Origin of the sequence: Curtobacterium sp. PhB142, from assembly GCF_004341255.1 — a bacterium.
Classification (GTDB): Bacteria; Actinomycetota; Actinomycetes; order Actinomycetales; family Microbacteriaceae; genus Curtobacterium.
Genome location: NZ_SLUT01000014.1, coordinates 12,460 through 32,692, shown reverse-complemented (window position 1 = coordinate 32,692; position 20,233 = coordinate 12,460). Strand labels below are relative to the sequence as shown.

Annotated in this window: 20 protein-coding genes; 1 reads left to right on the top strand and 19 read right to left on the bottom strand. The window is 67.8% G+C overall.

Features of this window, described 5'->3' with window-relative positions:
* Window positions 1–119: 119 nt before the first annotated feature.
* The gene (locus EDF31_RS18825; protein ID WP_207896303.1) at window positions 120–449 is read right to left on the bottom strand and encodes a hypothetical protein; all 330 of its coding nucleotides are present in this window, start codon (window positions 447–449) and stop codon (window positions 120–122) included.
* Between the two features lie 158 nt (window positions 450–607).
* Complete coding sequence (locus tag EDF31_RS18820; protein ID WP_131847493.1) at window positions 608–937, bottom strand: hypothetical protein; 330 nt, start codon at window positions 935–937, stop codon at window positions 608–610.
* A gap of 260 nt (window positions 938–1,197) precedes the next feature.
* Here EDF31_RS18820 and EDF31_RS18815 point away from each other — a divergent pair, with 260 nt between their 5' ends.
* A complete protein-coding gene (locus EDF31_RS18815; RefSeq protein ID WP_165901501.1) occupies window positions 1,198–1,668 on the top strand; it encodes a VanZ family protein in 471 nt (156 codons plus the stop codon).
* A gap of 64 nt (window positions 1,669–1,732) precedes the next feature.
* On the opposite strand, the gene EDF31_RS18810 is transcribed toward EDF31_RS18815, so the two are convergent.
* The 17 genes from EDF31_RS18810 to EDF31_RS18740 form a co-directional block, all read right to left on the bottom strand.
* Window positions 1,733–2,293: a sortase gene (locus EDF31_RS18810; RefSeq protein WP_111086114.1), complete on the bottom strand. Its 561-nt coding sequence runs from the start codon at window positions 2,291–2,293 to the stop codon at window positions 1,733–1,735.
* A gap of 375 nt (window positions 2,294–2,668) precedes the next feature.
* Window positions 2,669–4,489: a DUF4012 domain-containing protein gene (locus EDF31_RS18805; RefSeq protein ID WP_131847489.1), complete on the bottom strand. Its 1,821-nt coding sequence runs from the start codon at window positions 4,487–4,489 to the stop codon at window positions 2,669–2,671.
* A gap of 35 nt (window positions 4,490–4,524) precedes the next feature.
* Window positions 4,525–5,496, bottom strand: coding sequence for a GDP-L-fucose synthase (locus EDF31_RS18800; RefSeq protein WP_131847487.1), 972 nt, complete (start codon window positions 5,494–5,496; stop codon window positions 4,525–4,527).
* A complete protein-coding gene (gmd, locus tag EDF31_RS18795) occupies window positions 5,496–6,524 on the bottom strand; it encodes a GDP-mannose 4,6-dehydratase (protein WP_131847485.1) in 1,029 nt (342 codons plus the stop codon). Before gmd ends, EDF31_RS18800 begins: the two co-directional genes overlap by 1 nt.
* Before the next feature lie 22 nt (window positions 6,525–6,546).
* Window positions 6,547–7,470 (bottom strand): beta-1,6-N-acetylglucosaminyltransferase, encoded by a 924-nt coding sequence (locus EDF31_RS18790; protein WP_165901500.1) that lies wholly within the window; start codon window positions 7,468–7,470, stop codon window positions 6,547–6,549.
* Window positions 7,471–7,546: 76 nt separating this feature from the next.
* Window positions 7,547–8,995, bottom strand: coding sequence for an oligosaccharide flippase family protein (locus tag EDF31_RS18785; protein WP_165901499.1), 1,449 nt, complete (start codon window positions 8,993–8,995; stop codon window positions 7,547–7,549).
* Window positions 8,992–9,963, bottom strand: a complete 972-nt coding sequence (locus tag EDF31_RS20120; protein WP_165901498.1) for a hypothetical protein — start codon at window positions 9,961–9,963, stop codon at window positions 8,992–8,994. Before EDF31_RS20120 ends, EDF31_RS18785 begins: the two co-directional genes overlap by 4 nt.
* A complete protein-coding gene (locus tag EDF31_RS18780) occupies window positions 9,960–11,048 on the bottom strand; it encodes a hypothetical protein (RefSeq protein ID WP_131847479.1) in 1,089 nt (362 codons plus the stop codon). The genes EDF31_RS20120 and EDF31_RS18780 overlap by 4 nt, the downstream gene beginning before the upstream one ends.
* The gene (locus tag EDF31_RS20525; RefSeq protein ID WP_279387375.1) at window positions 11,041–11,610 is read right to left on the bottom strand and encodes an acyltransferase; all 570 of its coding nucleotides are present in this window, start codon (window positions 11,608–11,610) and stop codon (window positions 11,041–11,043) included. The genes EDF31_RS18780 and EDF31_RS20525 overlap by 8 nt, the downstream gene beginning before the upstream one ends.
* An 11-nt stretch (window positions 11,611–11,621) precedes the next feature.
* On the bottom strand, window positions 11,622–12,320 hold the full coding sequence (locus tag EDF31_RS20115) for a glycosyltransferase (protein WP_165901497.1): 699 nt from the start codon (window positions 12,318–12,320) through the stop codon (window positions 11,622–11,624).
* Window positions 12,321–12,667: 347 nt separating this feature from the next.
* Window positions 12,668–13,969 (bottom strand): hypothetical protein, encoded by a 1,302-nt coding sequence (locus EDF31_RS20110; protein ID WP_165901496.1) that lies wholly within the window; start codon window positions 13,967–13,969, stop codon window positions 12,668–12,670.
* A complete protein-coding gene (locus EDF31_RS18765) occupies window positions 13,966–14,832 on the bottom strand; it encodes a glycosyltransferase (RefSeq protein ID WP_165901495.1) in 867 nt (288 codons plus the stop codon). The genes EDF31_RS20110 and EDF31_RS18765 overlap by 4 nt, the downstream gene beginning before the upstream one ends.
* The gene (locus EDF31_RS18760) at window positions 14,825–15,934 is read right to left on the bottom strand and encodes a glycosyltransferase family 4 protein (protein ID WP_131847473.1); all 1,110 of its coding nucleotides are present in this window, start codon (window positions 15,932–15,934) and stop codon (window positions 14,825–14,827) included. The genes EDF31_RS18765 and EDF31_RS18760 overlap by 8 nt, the downstream gene beginning before the upstream one ends.
* Before the next feature lies 1 nt (window position 15,935).
* Window positions 15,936–17,033, bottom strand: coding sequence for a glycosyltransferase family 4 protein (locus EDF31_RS18755; protein ID WP_131847471.1), 1,098 nt, complete (start codon window positions 17,031–17,033; stop codon window positions 15,936–15,938).
* Entirely contained in the window at window positions 17,026–17,832 is an 807-nt protein-coding gene (locus EDF31_RS18750; protein WP_131847469.1) for a WecB/TagA/CpsF family glycosyltransferase, read from the bottom strand. The genes EDF31_RS18755 and EDF31_RS18750 overlap by 8 nt, the downstream gene beginning before the upstream one ends.
* Window positions 17,833–19,320: a sugar transferase gene (locus tag EDF31_RS18745; protein ID WP_131847467.1), complete on the bottom strand. Its 1,488-nt coding sequence runs from the start codon at window positions 19,318–19,320 to the stop codon at window positions 17,833–17,835. It abuts the gene before it with no gap.
* Window positions 19,307–20,191 (bottom strand): hypothetical protein, encoded by an 885-nt coding sequence (locus tag EDF31_RS18740; protein ID WP_131847465.1) that lies wholly within the window; start codon window positions 20,189–20,191, stop codon window positions 19,307–19,309. Before EDF31_RS18740 ends, EDF31_RS18745 begins: the two co-directional genes overlap by 14 nt.
* Window positions 20,192–20,233 lie beyond the last annotated feature (42 nt).

The window sequence follows — 20,233 nt, the reverse complement described above, 5'->3', positions numbered from 1 at the left end:
ATAGGGGGGACCACTCGTTGTTGGGGGTAGGCGCACCTCAGGCCCACGTCACCCGCTCGGGGCACTGGAAAACCCCACCGGGATCCGGTGGGGTTTCAGGGGTTCGAGCGTGGTCCGGATCAGGCGGTGGCGCGGATCACGTCGGGCAGCAGCACGTGCAGCCGCTCGGCCAGACGCCCCTTGGCCTCGTCGAGGGAGCGGAAGTCCCCCACGTACTCGCCGAACGTGTCGGCGACGAAGAAGTGGGTGCCCTGCCGGTCGACGGTGCCGCCGTAGTACCCGCCGTAGTTGGCGACCCAGAGCCCGGTGTCGGGCTGCGCCCAGCTGATGCGGACGCGCTCGGGCGCCGTGTCGGCGACGACCTGCGCCTCGATCTCGGCGATGACCTCGATCGTCCGGGTGTCCAGCGTCACTTCGGCCTGCTGGGGGTGATCGGTGGTCATGCTCATGGTCGTGCTCCTTCGGGCTGTGCTGCGTACTGGTGCTGCGGGCGTCGCGGACGCCGATGGTGCTGGGTGGTGCCGGCGCTGACGGCGCCGACGGTGCGGTGGTGCCGGAGGTGCGGTGGCGCTGGCGGTGCGGTGCGGTGCGGTGGCGCCGGTGGCGCCTACTCGACCGGTCGGATGACCGACGGGAGCATCACGTGGAGCTGGTCCTCGAGCTTGGTCTGCGCTTCTTCGAGCGTGGCGAACTCACCGACGACGAGGCCGAAGGTGTCCGAGGCGACGAACCGGCCGTCGCGCTTGTCGACGCTGCCGCCGAAGTACCCGCCGTAGCCGGCGATCCACTCGCCCTGGTCTTCCTGCACCCAGGTGACCTTCGCGCGGGTCGGACGGGTCGAGGTCGCCGCGTCGGCTTCGAGGATCGCGATGGTGTCGACCGTGTCGGTGTCGAGTGTGACCTCGGCCTGCGTCGCGTTGTTGACGGTGATGCTCATGTCGCTCTCCTTCACGATCCGGGGTACATCTGCTGACACCAGAACGCTACGAGAACCACGGCTCGAACCGCCAGCGATGCCCGTTGATTCACGGGTTCTGTCAATGCGGCCCATCGGCGTCCCCCGGGTTTCCGGGGCGGTGTGACGTCTTTCCGGGGTACAGGCTTCAGATCGGGGTACTCGTTTTCCGGACCTCCGAGATGCGTCACGGAATGACGGAGACGCCCATCCGGGAGGCCCGACTCACTACCGTCGGTCGGGTGACCTCCGACAGTCCCCGCGATCCAGGGCGCGCCCCGGCCACCGGCCGCAGCCGTCGGGTCGCGACGTGGCTCGCCGCCGCCTACGGCGTCGCGGTGGTGCTCGTCGGGTTCTGGGGTTCACCCGTCGACGCGGCGGCCGGTCCGACGCTCGACCGGGTGATCGCGATCGCCCATCGGCACGGGGCCCCCGACTGGTTCGGCTACGGCACGGTCGAGTCGCTGTCGAACGTGGTCTTCTTCGTCCCGTTGGGCCTGCTCGTGGTCCTGCTCGCGGGCGCTCGCTGGTGGTGGGCCGGTGGGGCTGTGGGCCTGGTCGTCAGCGTCGGCATCGAGGCCGGCCAGGCGCTCTTCCTGCCCGCGCGCACCGCATCAGTGGCCGACGTCCTGGCGAACGGCCTGGGAGCGGTCATCGGAGCCGTCCTGGGCGTCCTCGCGCTCGCGTGGGCGGCACACCGCCGGCGTCACTGACGCGCGGACACGACGAAGCCCCCGGAGCGATGCGCTCCGGGGGCTTCCTTCAGAGGCTCGAGTCTCAGACGGACTCGCGCTGGCGACGGACCGAGCCGCGGACCAGCAGCAGGCCACCACCGAGGACGACTGCGCCACCGGCGACCCAGAGGGCCAGGGCGGACACGGTCGAACCGGTGAAGGCGAGGGTGCCGTCGGTGCCGGAGCCAGCACCCGCAGCCGGGACAGCAGCAGCAGCGTCAGCCGGGGCGACGGTGAAGGCGGCGAAGCCGACGACACCCGAGGTCGCGCCGGTGGCGGTCAGGTTGTAGGTACCCGAAGCGCCCTTCGGGAAGGTGACCTTGACGGCGAGTGAACCGTCGGAGGCAGCGGTGTAGGTCTTCGAGACGGTCGTGGTCGGCAGCGCGCCGAGCGTGACCGCACCGGCACCGGTGACCTGGACGTTGACGGTCTCGTTGTCCTGGAACGCACCCTCGGTGAAGTTCACGGAGGCGGTACCACCGGCAACGGCGGTGCCGGAGACGGAGACGTCGGAGTCAGGCGTGTAACCGGCGGCGTTGGCGACGGTCGGCGTGGCGAGCAGTGCGGCCCCAGCCAGCACCACCGCAGCGATGAGCTTCTTCATGTGGTTCCCCTAAAGATCTGAAGATCCAGACCCTGACACCCAGAGCCCGCTGATCCGCCCGTGGTTGTCCCCGGCCAAGAAACTGGCGGTTGTGATGGCGAAGTTGTCTCAATCTACCGGAGTTTCACAGCTCGGTACCAGATGGCGTGGATTTCGGTCATTGGTCGTCATGTGTTCATTCCAGACGAGCGCGCGACCGAGTCGCCGTCATGATGCCATCGGGCTGAATCCGACGAGGAAATCCCAGGTCAGGCGAACATTCAGCCGAACCCCCACGAATCCTGACCACCGCATCACCAGCCTGTGACGTCGGACAGCCGCGATCGATCACCCCCGGAGTGGGGGCGCCCGATCCGCGTTAACGGGACGGCGGGCTCACCCGGCGGCGAGAGGCTGGTCACACTCGAACGCGATCGGCCTGGCCTCGGACTGGCGGACACCCGGGGTGGAGCTCGCCTGCACGGGGGCTTTCGCGTACTTGCTCTCGCCGAGGAAGGCAACGCGGTAGGTCAGGCTCTGGCCCGGTGCGAGCAGCGTCTGCAACTGCGCCACGGGGTGTCCGCCATCCGTCGCCGTCTGCACCGCGGTCGTCTTGCCGTCCTTGGTTGCGCCGAGGAAGATCGCGCCCTCGGGCGCGTAGGTCGCGATCAGGGTCTTGATCTTGCCCGGCTCCACACCGAAGTCGCCGCCACCCGTGACGTACTCGGGCAAGCTCGTCGCGGCGTCGGCGGGTGCAGTGTTCTTGATGGTGACCTCGACGACCGACGTGGGACGACCGTCTTTCCGGCACACTGAGCTGCCGACTGACACGGTCTTCTCGAGGTAGTAGTCCATCTTCGAGCCGGTGCCGTCGTTCAGGTACACCGCGAACTCTCGTGACGACGCCGACTCGGTCGGGAGTTCGCCGGCCACAGCGGTACCGCTGATGCGGCGCTGCTCGGCCCGGTCCGCGCTCCACAGGCGCAGTCGGTCCTCGCCGGAGCTCTGGCTCAGGGCGGAGACGAACTGCTGGGGGTCGAAGTCACCACTCGCGACCTTGTCGAACACCGCGCTGGCGGCGGAGGCGAAGAAGGCGTCCTGCACGACCGGGTCCGGGTACCTCGCGTACACGTCGCTCAGTAGGAGCTTGACCGCGTTGTCCGACGTCAAGGTGTCTCCGGTCGGCAGTTTCACCGGGCCGGTGGCCTCGAGGATGTAGCTCAGCGTCACCGGGTCCATCGCCAGCACGCCGTCGACCTGTTCGCCGAACTTCTGCTTCCACATGGCCCGAGCGAGCTTCGCCGAGACGTCGAAACGCGGGGTCAGGGTGACGTCCTGCATGTACTTCCCGGTGATGCTGCCGTACAGACCAGTCGTGTCCGGGGTCAGCGGCAGGATCGGCTGCGCGTACGGACCGAACGAGCCACCGGACGTCTGGTTCTGCAGGTGAATGGCACCGTCATCGGTCTGGAGGAGCGCCACGGCACCCGGGATCCCGCCACCCGCGCGCAACTCGGCGTTGTTCTGGAACAACAGCAGGTAGTTCCGTTCACCGTCGTTGCCCAGCATCGCCGGCGCGAGCTGCACGACCCGGTTCGCGGTGGTCACCTGCGCAGAAGCGGACGACAACGCGTTCCGTAGCTCGGCAACCGCGGTCGTCACCGGGGACAACGTGTCACTCGTGTCGATCGCGTCCGCATCGCGGTCAGCCCGTGCCAGGGTCGTCGTCGCCTTCGCGACGGCCGGCTGCGCGTCCACGATCGGCTGCAGGTCGACCTTGCCGTTCTTCGGCGCGAACGAGTCGGTTCCGAGACCGCCGATGACGTCGGCGACCGGGGTCACCGCGTTCCGGGCAACATCGTCCACGACGACGGAGACCTGGCGGACTGCACGCAGGTTGGCCCCGAAGAACGGGACGTTCTGCGAGGCCCCCCAGATCGGATCACCCGTCAACGAACGAGCTGCCCCCGCTTCACGCTCCAGGTGCTTCGCGGTCTTCTGCGCGGCGGCGGTGTCGCCACCGGTGAGTTGGGAGCGCAGTGTGTCGACGTCACCGACCGCTCGTTCGAGGTGTCCCTTCGCGAGCGCACCACGCACTCCCACCCAGGCGACGGCGAGGATGAGCAGCAGGACGAGGGCGAGGACGATCCACAAGACGATCCGGGCCCTGGATCCCCGGTGTGCTGCAGTGCGTCGCGACTCGGGCAGGTCGGACATGACGCGATCCTACGGTTCCCCGTGTCCAGCCCACGTCACTGACGCACGGTGTCCACGTGTTCGCGGTACCAGTCGATGGTGCTCCGCAGACCGTCCTCGAGGCCGATCTGCGCAGTCCAGCCGGCATCCGCGAGCTTGGATACGTCGAGCAGCTTCTGCGGCGTGCCGTCCGGCTTGGTTGTGTCCCAGACCGTCTCGCCTTCGAAGCCGACGATCCTGCCGATCGTCTCGGCGATCTCCTTGATGGTGACGTCGGACCCGGTCCCGACGTTGACCTGGTCCGGACCGTCGTAGTGCTCCATCAGGTGGAAGACCGCCGCCGCCATGTCGTCGACGTGCAGGAACTCCCGACGGGGCGAGCCCGTCCCCCAGTTCTCGACGCGCGCCGCACCCGTTCGTGCCGCTTCGTCGTACCGGCGGATGAGGGCCGGCAGGACGTGCGAACCGGTAGGCGAGAAGTTGTCGCCCGGGCCGTAGAGGTTCGTCGGCATGGCCGATATCCACGGGCGCCCGAATTGCCGCCGGACGGCCTGCACCTGCAGGATGCCAGCGATCTTGGCGATCGCGTACGCGTCGTTGGTGGGCTCGAGGTGCCCGGTGAGGAGCGCGTCCTCGTGGATCGGCTGTTCGGCCATCTTCGGGTAGATGCACGACGACCCGAGGAAGACGAGCCGCTCGACGCCGTGCTCCACAGCCGCGTCCATCACGTTGACCTGTATCTGCAGGTTCTCGCTCAGGAAGTCGTGCGGGTAGGTGTTGTTCGCCATGATCCCGCCGACCTTGGCTGCCGCTAGTACGACGTGCTTCGGCTGCTGCTCGGCGAAGAAGGCGAACACGGCGCCGCGGTCCTTCAGGTCCAGCTCGGAGGAGCTCCGCCCGACCATGTCGGTGAAGCCCTCCGACTCGAGCTTGCGCCAGACCGCCGAGCCCACCAAACCGCGGTGTCCCGCGACGTAGACGCGGTCCGCTCGGTTGATCGGACCGGGAGTGAAGTCGGTCGTGGTCATCAGGATCCCCAGCTCTCGAGTCGGACGGTGTCGATCCACGGGCTGCCCTCGTGCTCGAGGGCGGCGATGTCCGCGTCCACCATGATCCTCGCCAGTTCGGCGGTGTCGACCGTCGCCTCCCAGCCGAGCTTCTCCTTGGCCTTCGACGCGTCACCGACCAGCGCATCCACCTCGCTCGGTCGTAGGTACCGCTCGTCGAAGCGCACGTGGTCTTCCCAGTTCAGGCCTGCGTGGGAGAACGCGGTCGTCAGGAAGTCCTTGACCGTGAAGTCACCGCCGGTCGCCAGGACGAAGTCGTCCGGCTCGTCGACCTGCAGCATCCGCCACATGCCCTCGACGTACTCGGCGGCGTACCCCCAGTCGCGGACGGAGTCGAGGTTGCCGAGGTACACGTGGTCCTCGAGTCCTGCCTTGATCCGCGCGACCGCACGGGTGATCTTCCGGGTGACGAACGTCTCACCACGTCGCGGCGACTCGTGGTTGAACAGGATGCCGTTCACCGCGAACATGCCGTACGCCTCGCGGTAGTTCCGGGTCACCCAGTAGCTGTAGACCTTCGCTGCCCCATACGGGGAGCGGGGCCAGAACGGCGTCTCCTCGTTCTGCGGCGGCGGTGTCGCCCCGAACATCTCGGAGGAGGATGCCTGGTAGAAGCGCGTGTGGATGCCGGACACCCGGACCGCCTCGAGCATGCGCATCGTGCCCACACCCGTCACGTCACCTGTGTGTTCCGGCTCGTCGAACGACACCCGCACGTGTGATTGCGCCGCGAGGTTGTAGACCTCGTCCGGCTTCAGTTCGCTGAGGAGGCTGACGAGTCGTGCACCGTCGCCGAGGTCCCCGTAGTGCAGGAACAGCTTCGCGCCCGACTCGTGCGGATCGACGTAGAGGTGGTCGATCCGCGAGGTGTTGAACGTCGAGGCGCGACGGATCAGGCCATGCACCTCGTACCCCTTGCGGAGCAGCAGCTCAGCCAGGTACGAGCCGTCCTGTCCGGTGATCCCGGTGATCAGGGCCTTCTTCTGCAATGTATCCCTTTTCTCGTCTGCTCTACTTCAGTGGTGCCGGGCGAAGCCGCTCGACGTTCAGTTTCGTCCGGAGACTCGTACTCGGCCCGGAAACGATCTTCCGGATGAAGAACTGCGGGCTGGCAACGATCTCCGGCCAATCATCGATCGTGAACACCCTGACGAGCGTCGGATCGATCAGGTGGAGGTTGGCGTACCGCCAGTTGCCAGGTCCGACGTACGGCTCGAATCCTCCGGCGGGGGTTGCGGTGGAGAACCGCGTGCGCATGACCAACGAGTGGTAGAACTTCTCCTCCGGACAGAAGACCGCCTCGAAGTAGCGCTCGACCTCGGGAGTCACGATCGCTTCCATGGCGCGCATGCACGCCGCGGTCACCGCGAAGTGCGTCCCACCGTGTCCGATCTTCATCCCCGTAGGAGGCACCGGTGCGTGCCGCAGGCTCAGCGGCCCGTCGAGCACCTTGATCACGGCGTTGCGGACTCTTCGGAGCATCCTGTTCCCAGTCCGTTTGGACAGGAACGACAAGTCCCGATGGTGTCGGCGGTCGACCTGGCGACGGTACTTCTGCTCACTGCTCGATATCTCGAACGCACGCAGGTACTGCCGCCCGGGATCGGACCGGAGGTGCTCGAGCAACTCATCGACCGCCCGCAGCGGGTAGTCCGACCCGGACAGCAGCACGAGGTAGTCGTCATCGTCAGCGAACTCGAGTGCCTTCTGCACGAGCGCCCGGATCGCGCGGACTTGCGAGTAGCCGCCCCAGTTGACCTGCACACGGTCATCGAGGAGGACAGCGTTTCCAGTGCGTTCCAGGGCCGCCTCGAAATCTCCGACGTCCACCTTGGCATCCACATGGACGAAGACTCGGTGTGGGCCGAGCGCGTTCACGAGCTCGCCCAAGTGTTCGGCGTCTTGGAACGTGTAGACGAGGAATACCGGTTTCACCGCCGACCTTCCGTCGTGATGTGAGGAGCATAGGCGTCTCTGCTGCCGGATAGCAGGCCTGCGACGGTGTAGGTGGTCACGCTTCGCCAGCTCGCTGTCCGAGGATCCCACGACGACGGAGGATCTTGAGCGGCGGCAACGCGCTTCGTGCGACGAGGACCCACGTGACGAGGGCTACCAGGCCGATGATCCCTGCTGGGACGCTCGCGACCGACGCCCCCCCGGCGGCGAGCGCCAGCAGCGAGCCGTAGAGCACGACCGCGAAGACGACGGGTTGCGCGTAGCCCCTGAGGAGTTCGGACAGGCGGACCGCTCCCACCCGCCGGGCTTGTGCGATGTGGACGAAGTGCCGACCGACCGTCGCGCCGATGAGGGCCAGCAGAGCGAACACGTAGTCATGCCGAGTGGCGACCATGACGACTCCGATCGCGCTCACGAGAAACGCCACGGCCTCGGCGGCCCAGATCGCACGGAAGAACGACGCCGACTCGAGCGCCCCCGCCAAGAGCACCATCAACGGCTGGACAGCTCCGAGCAGCGCGAGGAGCGGGAGTATCTGAGCGGCGAGTCCCCACCCCGGCCCCAGCGCGATGTGCACGAGTTGCGGGCCGATGCCGGCGATCACCGCTCCGAGCGGGAGCGTCAACCAGGCGATGAGGCTGAGCATGTCAAGCCAAGCCGATCGTGCCTCGCTCGTCCCGACCGGGTAACGGCGGAACTCCGGGTAGATCACCTGTAGCAGCGCGTTCTGCAGTTGGGCGAACGGAACGGTGGAGAGGACATCGGCGCGGTTCCAGGCCCCGAGCACCCCCGCGCCGATGAAGTGGCTGACACTCCATCGCGGTGCGTTCCCCGATATGTACTGGAACACCGAGACGGCCACCAGCTTCGTGCTGAAGCGGACGTTGTCCGAGCGGAGCGCCAAGCGTCCGGGAACGAGTCCCCCACGCAGGCGACTCGCGGCCCACGCCAGGGTCCCCCACTGCCCGACGATCGCGGAGACGGCAAGCGACTCCGGGCTGCGGAAGATCAACACGGCGACGAGACCGAAGACCATGCCAGCCACGTTCGCCCCGAACGTCGCGATCGCCATCTCCCGGAACATGCCCTGGCGACGCAGGAGGCCGGTGCTCAAACTGAGGAACGGCATGACGGCTGCGCTCAGCGCGAGCAGACGGACGGCACCGGCGGCCTGAGGGGCGGCCCAGACGGCACTCCACAGTTCTGCTGTGAGCAGGGTGAACACCGCGGCTCCACCGCCGAGGAGCAGGGCGTACGTGGCCAGGGGGCGCGTCGACGCTCGATCCGCGTTCGGAGCTCGCGCGGCAGTTTGGGACAACCCGCCGGAACCCAGCAAGTTGACGAGGGCTGCGATCGAGAGCGCGACGCTGTAGGCGCCGAAGACCGCAGGGTCAGCGAGCCGAGAGGTCAGAGCCGCGTACCCGAGTTGGACGACGATGGTCAGGAGCTGGAGCCCGTAGACCCACGATGCGCCTGCGACGAGCCGGCGGCCGTTCGAGGTCACGAAGAACTTCCGGCGGCGAGCTGCTCCAGCCGCCTGGTGTCGAGTCCACGGCCCGCCTGGTAAGCAAGCCACCGACCGGTGTCGGGAATGTGGTGCCACCAAGGGACTCTCGCAACGACCGGAGATCGCGAAACGAGGGCGGCCAGGAACCCGAAGGAGCTCGGCGCGGCCACGACGAGTCGCGCGGCCGCGATCTCGACGAAGTCGCGATCGCGGCCGCCGGTGTCCTTGATGACCACTCCGAGCTGCTCCAAGCCACGGAGATCAGCTGCGTCTCCGGACGTGTAGAGCCTGATGGGCGCGGTCCGGAACTGCGGCACGGTCCGGATCTCCGCGATCAGGCGCTCGTAGAAGTCTACGTCGATCCAACGGTCCGGGTGCGTCACCGGACCGATGTCTCCACGCCGCGCATGGATGGCGACGTATTCCGCGTCGGCTTCGGCCTGCAGCAGGTCTGCTCCGAGGTAGCCGGCGAGTACCGCTCGGCGCAGCGGTCCCGCGATCGGGGTCTGATCCCATCGGCGCTGGTCGAGCGCCATCCGCCCGGTCCAGGGCCGCGCAGATCTGGTCGACGCACGGGTCACCGACTGCTGCAGCGCCGGAAGCGACCACGTCTCGTTCTCGAACCCCGTCGCTGCGAGGCGCCGCTCGGTTGTGGGTCCGGCGGGCGGTTCGGAGGTCAGCACCGAGAGGTCGAGGAGTCCCTTCGTGTCCTTCGACACGTCGCCACCGAAGTACGGGACGCCGAGGTCACGGGCCCACAGGTACCCCGCGATCCAGGTGGACAGCTGATGGCCGAGGTCTGGGTACGGGTCGATCCGCACCCGCAGGCCCGCGAGTTTCTCCGGCGGAAGCCACGTGTCCGATGCCTGCTGTTGCGGCCCGCGCCGGAGGTCACGGGCGTTCTGCTCCCGCTCGAGCCGGAGGGAAGCGCGGAGCGGGAGAGTCCGGAGCGGCGCCAGGGTCATCGGTGCCCGCCCCCGTGCCGTGGCCACACGGACCGCGCGGCCACCGGATCGATCCACTGCGAGCGCCAGTTCACCATGTGCACCATGAGGTCATCCTGACGGAAGTGCTCGGCCGCGAACCGGCGTCCAGCCGTGATGGCAGCGAGCCGCTCGTCGACGGACGTATTCGCGAGCACACGGTCGATCTCCTCTACGAGCGCCTCCGGACTCGAACCGCGGAGCAGGAACTCCCCGGTCGCGGGCCCGAACACCCCGTCGTAGCCGAGGTGATCGGTCGTTGCGTGGATCGATCCGGCGGCCAGCGAGATCGGCAGGCGGTTCGAGAAGTAGGAGTCTTCGTCCGCGAAGTGATCCCAGTTCGCACTGATCCATCCCGATGTGATGGCGCTGTCCTGCTCCTCGAAAGGCACTGGCCCCTTCGCGGTGGGACCATCCCATCCCCGTCCGAAGACAGCGAGGCGGCCTCCGAAGTGCTCCTGCATGAGCTCGACGAACCGGATGCGATCGCGCCAGTTCGGCAGCCCACGCAGTCGGGGACGGTTCTTGTTCGCCACGATGACCACGTCGTACGGGCGGCCCGTCCGGATTGCGCGATCGAAGTTCTCGGATCGCCCCGGTTCGTACGCAGACGGAACCCAGCGGACGTCGCGGCTACCGGCTCGCCGGAAGTTGTCCCTGAAGACGCCCTTGCCCACGGTGAAGACGACGTCGGCTGCGCGCCCCGCGTTCCGGGCCTCGGGCGGAAGAGGGTGCAGGAACCGCGAGTACGGGTCGGCTTCGTGGTAGATGAAGTCCGACACGCACGCTTCTCGCAGCGCCGCGAAGTGATGCCGACGCAGACCAGTGTGGCCAAGGTGCTGCATCAAGAGGATGTCCGGACGGAACTCCCGCACGCGACGGACGAGCTCGTCGCGAGAGCGCTCTGGATCTTCTCCGCTCCGGATGGCGTTCAGGACACTGAACGTCTCGAGGGCTGCGATCGCACCGGTCTTCGCGAGCGCCTGGAGCGGGTCGCGGAAGCCGAGCTGCAGGAATCCACCGAACTCGTTCGGGACGTAGAAGACCCGCGGAGCACGCTCAACCATCCTCGGCCTCGCCCCTCGTGGGGCCGCTCAGTCGGATGCCAGCGCGGCGCAGCGCCGCCCAGTGCTCCGCCAAGACCGCTTCACCGAAGCGCTGTCCGATCCTCTTCGCCGGGTTTCCAGCGACGATGGCGTTCGGCGGCACATCTCGGGTCACCACGGAACCGGCCGCGATCACAGCGCTGTCGCCGACGGAAACGCCGGACAGGATGATGGCGCCGAACCCCACCCAGACGTCGCTCCCGATCGTCGTGGGTTCGCTGAGCGAACTGTCATTGCCCACCCACGGGCTCTCGGTGATCGGCACCCCTGCGATGGTCATGTCGTGGTCGCGTCGCCCCACGATCGCAGCGCGGTTCGCGATGAGGACGTGGTCTCCGATGGAACCGTCCACTTCGATCCGGACATCGGAGCCGATGTGGACGTCATCACCGATCGTGAGTGATCTGGGCGCCCAGATCCTGACCCGCTCGCCGAGCGTCGCGGTCTCGCTCCACGTGACCGTCGGCGGCAGCGTTAGAAGCCAGCGACGCCGCCGGATCGTTTCCAGAACTCGTCGGATCACGCGCTGCCCCCTCATCGTCGTTCCACCGCAGCGCGGTACACCGCTGCGTACTCGGCGGTGCCTCGGCGCGCCCGAAAGTCGATGGTAGGAGCGCTCACGCTGACAGCGACGCCACGCAACGCATCGAGCCACACAGCCGGTTCCCGGCTCGCAAGGGCCACAACACCTGGCTCACCGGTCGCCCAGCGCAGCCCAGGAACATCCGCCACCACCGCTGGCATCCCGACGACGAGCGCCTCGGCCAGGGCGACGGGCATCCCTTCGTGGCGACTCGGCATGGCGAACACCCTTCCAGCAAGGAGCGCATCCGCCGGATCGGCGACTCCACGGGCGACCAGGAGGCCGTTGCGCTGGAGACGGTCCAGGATCGCTCGCTCCGCGGGTTCGGCATGCTCCTCGGAACCGATGTGGGCGACGCGCAGGTTCCCGAGCAGCGCCGCTTCGAGGGCGACTCCGTGGCTCTTGATGCGCGAGCAGTTCCCGACCAGTACGACCGGCCCCGTCGTGTCCGGACCGGCTCCGGAACGGCTCCCGGCGAGTTCGAAGAAGCGGTCCTCCACCCAGTTGAAGATCACCTGCGGATCCCGGCCGAACCGCTTCTCGTTGCGCGCGACGTCCGGGCTCGGGACGATCAACGCGCTCAGTGCGCGGTCGCCGATCAGCGCCTGCAGGAGCCGACTCGCGAACCATCGGCCGTGCGCGTCGAACACGTTGTGGACGGTGCGCACGACGGGCACGCGTCGGTCGACCTTGCGAACGGAGAAGACCGTTTGCAAGTACCGCCGTTCCGTGTGGATGTGGATGACATCGGGACGGAATGCCGAGACGACCCGACGCAAGACCCGACGCCCGGGTGAGGTGTGTGCGGGGTGATCGGTGGTCGTGACGGAGTACCCGGCGCGCCTGATCTCCTCGGCGAACGGGTGGTCGGTCCCCACGCCGAGGACGTGGCCATGCACGGCCAGGGCAGCGAAGCCGGGGGCCCCGGACACGAGCATCCGCTCCATGCCGCTCGGCCTGAGCTCACCGAGCAGGTGCAGTACCCGTAGCCCGTCCACTAACGAATCTCCTGCAACCGGCGGGAAGCGGTCGCCGGAACGGAGACCGGCTCGGCCAGTGCGGGGAAGGCTCGGTCGAGGAAGGCGAGTGCCAGGGGCAGACAGGTCCACCACTGCCACGAGTAGGTCCACCCGTACAGGAGGAAGCACACCAGGATGCACTCGAGGAACACATCGCGGTGCGAACGGAGGCCCGCAACCACCCGGGGCAGGAAAATGACCAACATGGCGCCGAGCCCGACCAGACCTTCCCTGAGGTACACCGTCACGTACCAGTTGTGCGGCGCGAAGACGACCCACCTCCCGACGCCTTCGAACCTCGCGTACCCGTGCCCGAACGGGGCTCCGAACAGCACGGTCAACGGGCCTTCTTGGACCGATTCGGCGATCAACCCCAGCCAGCTCGTCAAGCGCGCGGAGTACGTCCCCGTGTTCGACGCCGAACCGGCGAACTCGTCGATGATGCTGCTCATCGACGACTGCGCGGCCACGACGAGGACCCCGCCGACGAGGCACACGCCGACGAGCACGACCAGCTTGGTCCGGAGGCTCCGGGGCCCACGCGCCAGGAGCAGCAACGCGAGCACGATCGCGGTCACCCAGACCGTGCGCTGCTGGCTGATGATCACGAACACGACGAAGAGACCCGAGAGTGTCAGGTAACGGGTCTGCCCTCCCTGATGCCACACGCGCAACGCCAGGATCGCGCAGAGCGTGAGGAGCAGCGCCTGTCCGGAGACCAGCGGACGACCGGTCTGGTTGAGTTCGCCGTTGACCAGGACGAAGTCGGCAGTCCCCCCGAGTCCGTAGCGGATGACGTGGTAAGTGGCCACGACACACAACCCGACGCCTTGTACGACCACGAAGAACTTCTGCGCGTACGCGATCTCGCCGGTTGGCCATGGGCGGGTGACGGCCCAGAAGAGGATCCCGAGGACGTAGAGGAAGGCACGGGATTCGTTCACTGCTGCGCCGAGACCGTACTGCTCGATCCCCCGGGCGAGAGCAGCTGCGAGGAGCACGATGACCAGCGCTCCCGCGATGAGCGCAGGAGGCCGGAAACGCCGGAGCGCCGTGCGCGCGTCGAGGACCCCTGCGACCACCAGTGCGACAGCCAGTCCGTCCCCGAGCGTGATGGTCGTCCCCCCATACGTCCCGATGGTCCCGAAGTTGGGGTATTCCCAGGCGGTGACCGCGTAGAGGGAGACCACCCAGTAGACAATCCGCGGGTGCATCCGGACGAGGCCGACAGCGATGGAGAGGAGAATGACCGCAACGACCAGGAAGAGCAGCGTGGTCAAGGTCTCACCCTCCTCGGTCGCAGGGAGCGCCTGATGGTGCGCATCCACCACAGACCGTACGACGACGCGAAGAAGAACCACCAGGAGCGAGGGCTGTGTCGACGGAGGTACCGGCGGAGGGCGCGTGGATTACCGGCCCCCTTGCGCCCGGTGTAAGCACGCCAGGCAGCTACCGCGGAGCTGTGCGAGACGGTCGGGTTCCTGCTGCAGAAGCCGACCACGCCCCCGGCAACGATGATCGGAACACCCTTCGCAACCGCTCGTGATCCGTAGTCGACATCTGCGAACGCATGACTGAAGGCACCGTCGATCGCGCCGACCGTTCGAGCAACGTGCACCGGCATCAGCACCACGTTCCCGTTGAAGGCGTCCACCTTCGCTCCCTCATCGGGAGCAGCTGGTGGTTCGACGAGGTCGAAGGCGAGCGGGTGGACCCCGCTCCTTCGCAGGCCGCCGTAGGTCAACAGACCCGAAACACCATCGACGGTGCTGCCCACGAGGACGCCGACAGGCAAGGCGGATGCTGCCGCGACCATGTTCCTGAGACCTGACGGCGCAAGGACGACGTCGTCGTTGAACCACAGCAACCAATCGCCGTCGTGCACGTCATCACGGGAGAGGACCTCGTCTTCGGCCGCGGCCATCGAACGTGCCCAGAACGCTGACCCGTCTCCGCGGAGGACCGTGAGGTTCTTGACAGCGGCAGTGGCCACGGCGACGGTCTCATCGGTCGAGCCGTCGTCGAACAAGGTCACGTCGTACGACAGGTCCGCTTCCGCAGCCGCGACGTCGAGCGAGGACAGGGCGCGATGCGTGGTGGCGGCGCGGTTGTGGCTCGCCACGATCACGTGCAACTCATTCATGGTCATCCTCGATCGCTGCGTTCAATCCATCGTGGAACCGGCGCACCGTGTGCTCGATGGAGTAGTTCTGGGAGGCTTCCCGACACCGTGCTTGCATCGCGTCGAGTGCGGTCCGATCGTGGAAGAGCCCGACCAGGGCCCGCGCTGCATCGTGGACACCGTCGGTGACGACGCAGGTGACTCCCGGCTCAAGGTACTCGAACTCGGGCCCGTGGAGAGACGTCGAGAGCGTCACGATCGGCCGTCCCGCCGCCAGGCTGTCGATGGCAGCGAGACCGACACGACCGGGTATCAGGAGCAGATCGCTCTCCTGCAGCAGTGCGGCCTTGTCGGTCCCGGCCACGGAGCCACGGTGGTCGATCCAGGAGAACCGTTCCGCAGCCGCCTCGACGATGCCGCGGAGTTCCCCGTCCCCGCCGATGACGAGGCGGAATCCAGGATCGAGTCCGTGTGCAGCCTCTCCGATGGATATGAGATCCTCGATCCGTTTGCTGGAATCGAGGCCTCCGATGAAGGCAGCCCGCGGTGACACGCCTGCTCGACCTGGTCCCACCGCATCGAGATCCTGGCGGAGTCTTCGGGTGTCGATGCTGTTCCAGAGGACGGTTGTCCGCTGACGGTTGATCCCGGCGTCCACAGCCCGGTCCGCTCCTGCCTGCGTGTAGGCGAAGAGCCACGCGGCGCGCCGGAGCAGCAAGCGGCTGTAGCGCCGCTCGAGACGCGAAGGGATTTTGACGACGTCAGCGCCGTGTCCCCACAAAGCTGTCTTCCGCGCGGTTCTGGGCCAGGCCAGGAGGAACGGGACGTCCGTGTTGCGACGTGCTTGCTCCACCACGATCAGGTCGGCGCTCCAGACAGCTCGGGGCAACGCTCGCAGTACCAGTCGTCGGCCGAAGATCCTGAACTCACGCTGCCGGATGGTCCGGAGCCAGGGGCTGCTCTGGACGCCGTCCCGCCGTTCCGCCAACGCACCGGCAGGGTCGCCTGCGAAGACCAGCAGCTCGTCGCCGTCGGCCGCCACCGCCGCAGCCAGCTGGGTGAACAGGGGTACCCGGTAGGCGGGCACGTACTCCTGCACGATCGCGAAGCGCCGACCCGCCATGTCAGTCACGTCTTTCGAGGAGGTCGGACCAAGCAGCGGCGTACCGAGCGGGAGTGAAACGTTCCTCGGACACTGCCCGAGCACCGGCTCCCAGTCGCGTCCGGAGGTCCGGCGACGTCATGATCGAGCGGCATCGATCGGCCGCAGCCTCCCGATCCCGCGTCTCCACGAGGTAACCGTTGACGTCGTCGTCGATGACATCTCCCAGTCCTCCCACTGCGTAGGCCACGACGGGGACACCCAGCCGGAGCGCTTCCAACACGGTCAGCGGTTGGGCCTCGTACCGGTAGCTGCTCGGGAACACGAGCACGGACGCCGACGCGACGACGGCATCGCGATCAGCGTCGAACAGAGGGCCGGCGAACATGACGCGAGTTCGGACGTCGGGTTCCAGGATGGCCCGCAACTCGTCCTCGTACTCGGTGGTCGGCGCACGCCCCACGACGACCGCACGTGCAGCGGGTACGTCCCGGAGACACCGGTTGGCGATGCGCATGAATTCGTCCGCGCCCTTGCCCGGGATCAGGTTCGAGACGAACACGATCGACGGAGCGGCAGCCGCTGGAACCGCAGGCGGCATCGACTCGGCCACGGTGTTCGGGATGGTGCGGACCGTGCCGTTGAACCGCTCGACGTCCGCACGCATCGAAGTGCCGAGCACGACGACCGATGCGGCTCCCCCGAGCAGCAGCCTCACGCCGCGGCGCTGTGCCGTGCCCGCACCGGCCAGGTCCGCGTACCCAGATGTGTGGACGTAGGCGATGTAGCGACGGCGCAACGCCCGGAGCACGACGCTCATGGCGACGTCGACCCAGAACGACGGTGGCCGGTTCGTGGTGAAGAACACAACGTCAGCGCTCGGGCTGCGGCGAAGGGCCAGCCACAGTCGACCCAGGAGCGAGAACGCGCCGAGTACCTTTCGAAAACTGGCCGTGCCGATCTCGTCGACGGACTTGCTGAAGCGCCGGTCCACGAGTCGGCTCCGTCGTCCGGTCGTGCGCAGCATCTCCAGGAAGGTCTTGGTCATGACCGTCGAACCGTGCACGGGCGGCGGCACCTGGCTGATCACGATCACGTCGACCACGGTGTGCTCAACCACGCCGTCGCCTCCCCACGAGGAACAGGAAGGTGATGTTGCCGAAAACGTACCGTCCCCAGAGACGCCGGGGCTCGCGAGCCAGCCGGTAGAGCCACTCGAGTCCGGTCCGACGCCACAGGAGCGGTGCCTCGACGACCTCGCCGGAAACGAAGTTGAACGCCGCGCCGACGGCGAGGACGACCGCGGGGTGCACCTTCGCGAGGCGGACCGTCTCGTAATCCTGCTTCGGGGTCCCGATGCCGACCCAGACCACGTTCGCGCCAGCGTCCTTGATCAGGACGTCGATCTCGTCGTGATCCGCCTGCCCCAGGGGCCGGAACGGCGGGCTGAATGATCCGACGACCGTCGTGTCGGGGTAGTCGCGTGCCACGGCGAGTCTGAGCCGTTCGAGAGATTCCTCGGTTCCGCCCAGGAGGAAGTGCCGCAGACCGTGCCTCGGATCGGACGCGAGCAACTCGCGGAACGCGTCCGGCCCACGCAGGTGTGCGACGTCAGGCGCTCTGCGACGGGCGATCCAAGCGAGTGGGGTCCCGTCGGCGATGTTCAGTCCCCCCGACTGGAAAAGCTCGAGGTAGCGGGCTTCGGAGGTCAGCGACACCGTGTAAGCGTTGACGAAGTGGACCGGGATTCCGGGGCCCCGCAGACCGGAAGCACACCGACGGAGACCATCGATGACCTCCGGTGCAGGTCGCGCCACCAACGGCACGCCGGCAGTGCGGACGCGCGGAGCGGCAAGCACCGTGTCACGGCCGCCTCGTCCGCGCGAATCATCGTCACCTGATCGATCTCGAGCGCCCATCTAGTACGCACCTCGGCTAGCCGAGATCGCCTTAAGCGTCCGCCACAGCACCACGAGGTCCCCGAGGATCGACCAGTTTTCCACGTAGTACAGGTCCAACCGCACCGAATCCTCCCACGACAGGTCGGACCGACCGCTGACCTGCCACAGACCCGTCATGCCCGGCTTCACCAGGAACCGACGGTGGACGTGGGTGTCGTAGCGCGCGACCTCGCGGGCGAGCGGAGGACGCGGACCGACGAGCGACATGCTGCCGGCGAGGACGTTGAACAGCTGCGGCACCTCGTCGAGGCTGTATCGCCGCATGAAACCGCCGATCCGGGTGACGCGGGGATCGTTCCGCATCTTGAACAGGACGTCGTTGCCCTCCGCCCGGTCCAGGGCGCTGAGCTCCTGCAGGCGATCTTCGGCATCGACGACCATCGATCGGAACTTGATCATCCGGAAGGTGCCGCCGTTCAGTCCGACTCGCTCCTGGCGGAAGAAGACCGGACCCGGTGTGGTGGTCTTCACCAGCACCGTCAGCACGAGCAGCAGCGGCGACAGGACGATGACGAGCAGCGCTGCACCGACCAGGTCGAAGGCACGCTTCGTGTAGAGCTTGCGCCCAGAGTACGTCGGCGTCTCGACGTGGATGAGCGGGAGCCCCTGCACGGGCCGCGTGTGGATGCGCGGACCTCCGATGTCGGTCAGGCTCGGTGCGACGACCAGGTGCTGCCGGCCGGGCTCGAGCGACCAGCTGAGTTCGCGGACCCGCTCCGGCGGCAGGTCGTCGGAGCTCGTGATCACGACGGTGTCGGCACCGGTCTCGCGCAAGGCGGAGCTCACGTCGTCGAACCCGCCGTGGCTCCGGATCGTCGAGCCCGCAAGCGTCCCGCGGTGGTTGGAGGACACGACGGCACCCACCACGCGGTACCCGGCTTCGGGTGAACGAGCCAGTTCGCGGCCGATGTGCAGCACGCTGGCCGGCGAACCGACCAGCAGCACCGTCGCCGAGTACGCACCCTGCTGACGCTGGGCAACCAACCACTGCCGCCACATCCACCGCGACAGCAGCAACACGAGGATCCCGATTGGAAAGGCGATGAGCACGTACCCCCGGGCGAGGTCGACGTGCAGCAGGAACGCCGCGATCGCCAACAGTCCGAACACCCGGACGCTGGAGTCTGCGACCAGGCGGTACTCCGTGCTCCCGACACCGATGACTCGCGCCCCGCGGGTGTCGTACAGGGCGAGCGCGCTCATCCACACCACGATCACGACGATCGAGATGGCCGAGTAGCTGAGCCGGAGGTCCGCGGTGTTGGTGGCGAGGTTCGACTCGATCCCCAGCCAGGCGATCTGCACGCCGAAGACCACCCAGATCAGCGCCAGCAGATCCGTGATGAGCACCCGGCGCGAGTACGAGCGGCTCCACTCGTCGCGGGCCCCGACCACGCTCGGTGCGCGGAGCGCGTCCGCCGTCACGGTCGCATCACCACGACGCACCGCCGTCACTCGAGACTCTGACCGTCTCGCCGTCCCACAGCCAGACGTCCTGTCCGGCACGGTCGATCGTGACGGTGCCGTCGGAGTCCGCCCCGTCGGCGCAGCCCACCGGCGAGACCGCGGTGCTGGGGGTCACGTCCGCCGCGGGCATGGTCACGAGTTGCACGCCGGAGCAGGACGCCACGTCCACGCGGGCCAGGGTGTACTCGCCGCCGTCGACCGCGATCGAGCGCACACCGCCCATCGGCACGTCCACCCATGCATCCGTCCCGGCCCGCCACTCGAGCTGGCCGTCGCAGATCACGACCGACGTCCGCTCCCCCTGGAACGCCTCGATCGGGTCCGCGCACGGGGCCTGGATCGTCCCGCTCGCGAGCACCACACCGTCGGTGCTGATCCCGGCGCCTGCGGCGCCGGGCGTCCCCGCGTTCCACGTCACGCCCGCATCGGTGCTGGTCCGCGCCGTCGTGGTGCAGTCGTCACCGACGCCCGCCAGGATCGAGAGCTCCGCACTGGAGGCCCGGATCGCCATGAGCGATCCGACATCCGTCCCGAGTCCCACCGGGACCCACGTCGACCCGCCGTTCACGGTGTGTTCCAGCACCGGCCGGGGGCCGCCGCACGACCCGCCGGACGCACGCCATGCCTCCCGGTCGTCCACGGCTGCCAACAGACGCCGCCCCCGCTGAGCGGTGGATGCGGAGTCTGCGTCAGTAGACGCGCTCGCGCGCGGCGTCTCGGTCGTGTCGGGTGTGCTCGTGAACGTGGGGATCGGGCCCGCAGGTCCGTTCCGCTCCGGCGCGGTGCGCCCCAGGGCGAGGGAGACGAGCACGACGTCGATCGCGACCAGCACCACCACGACGGCCGCCACCACGATGAGTGTGGTTCGGGGCAGTGCGCGGCCGAGGCTTCG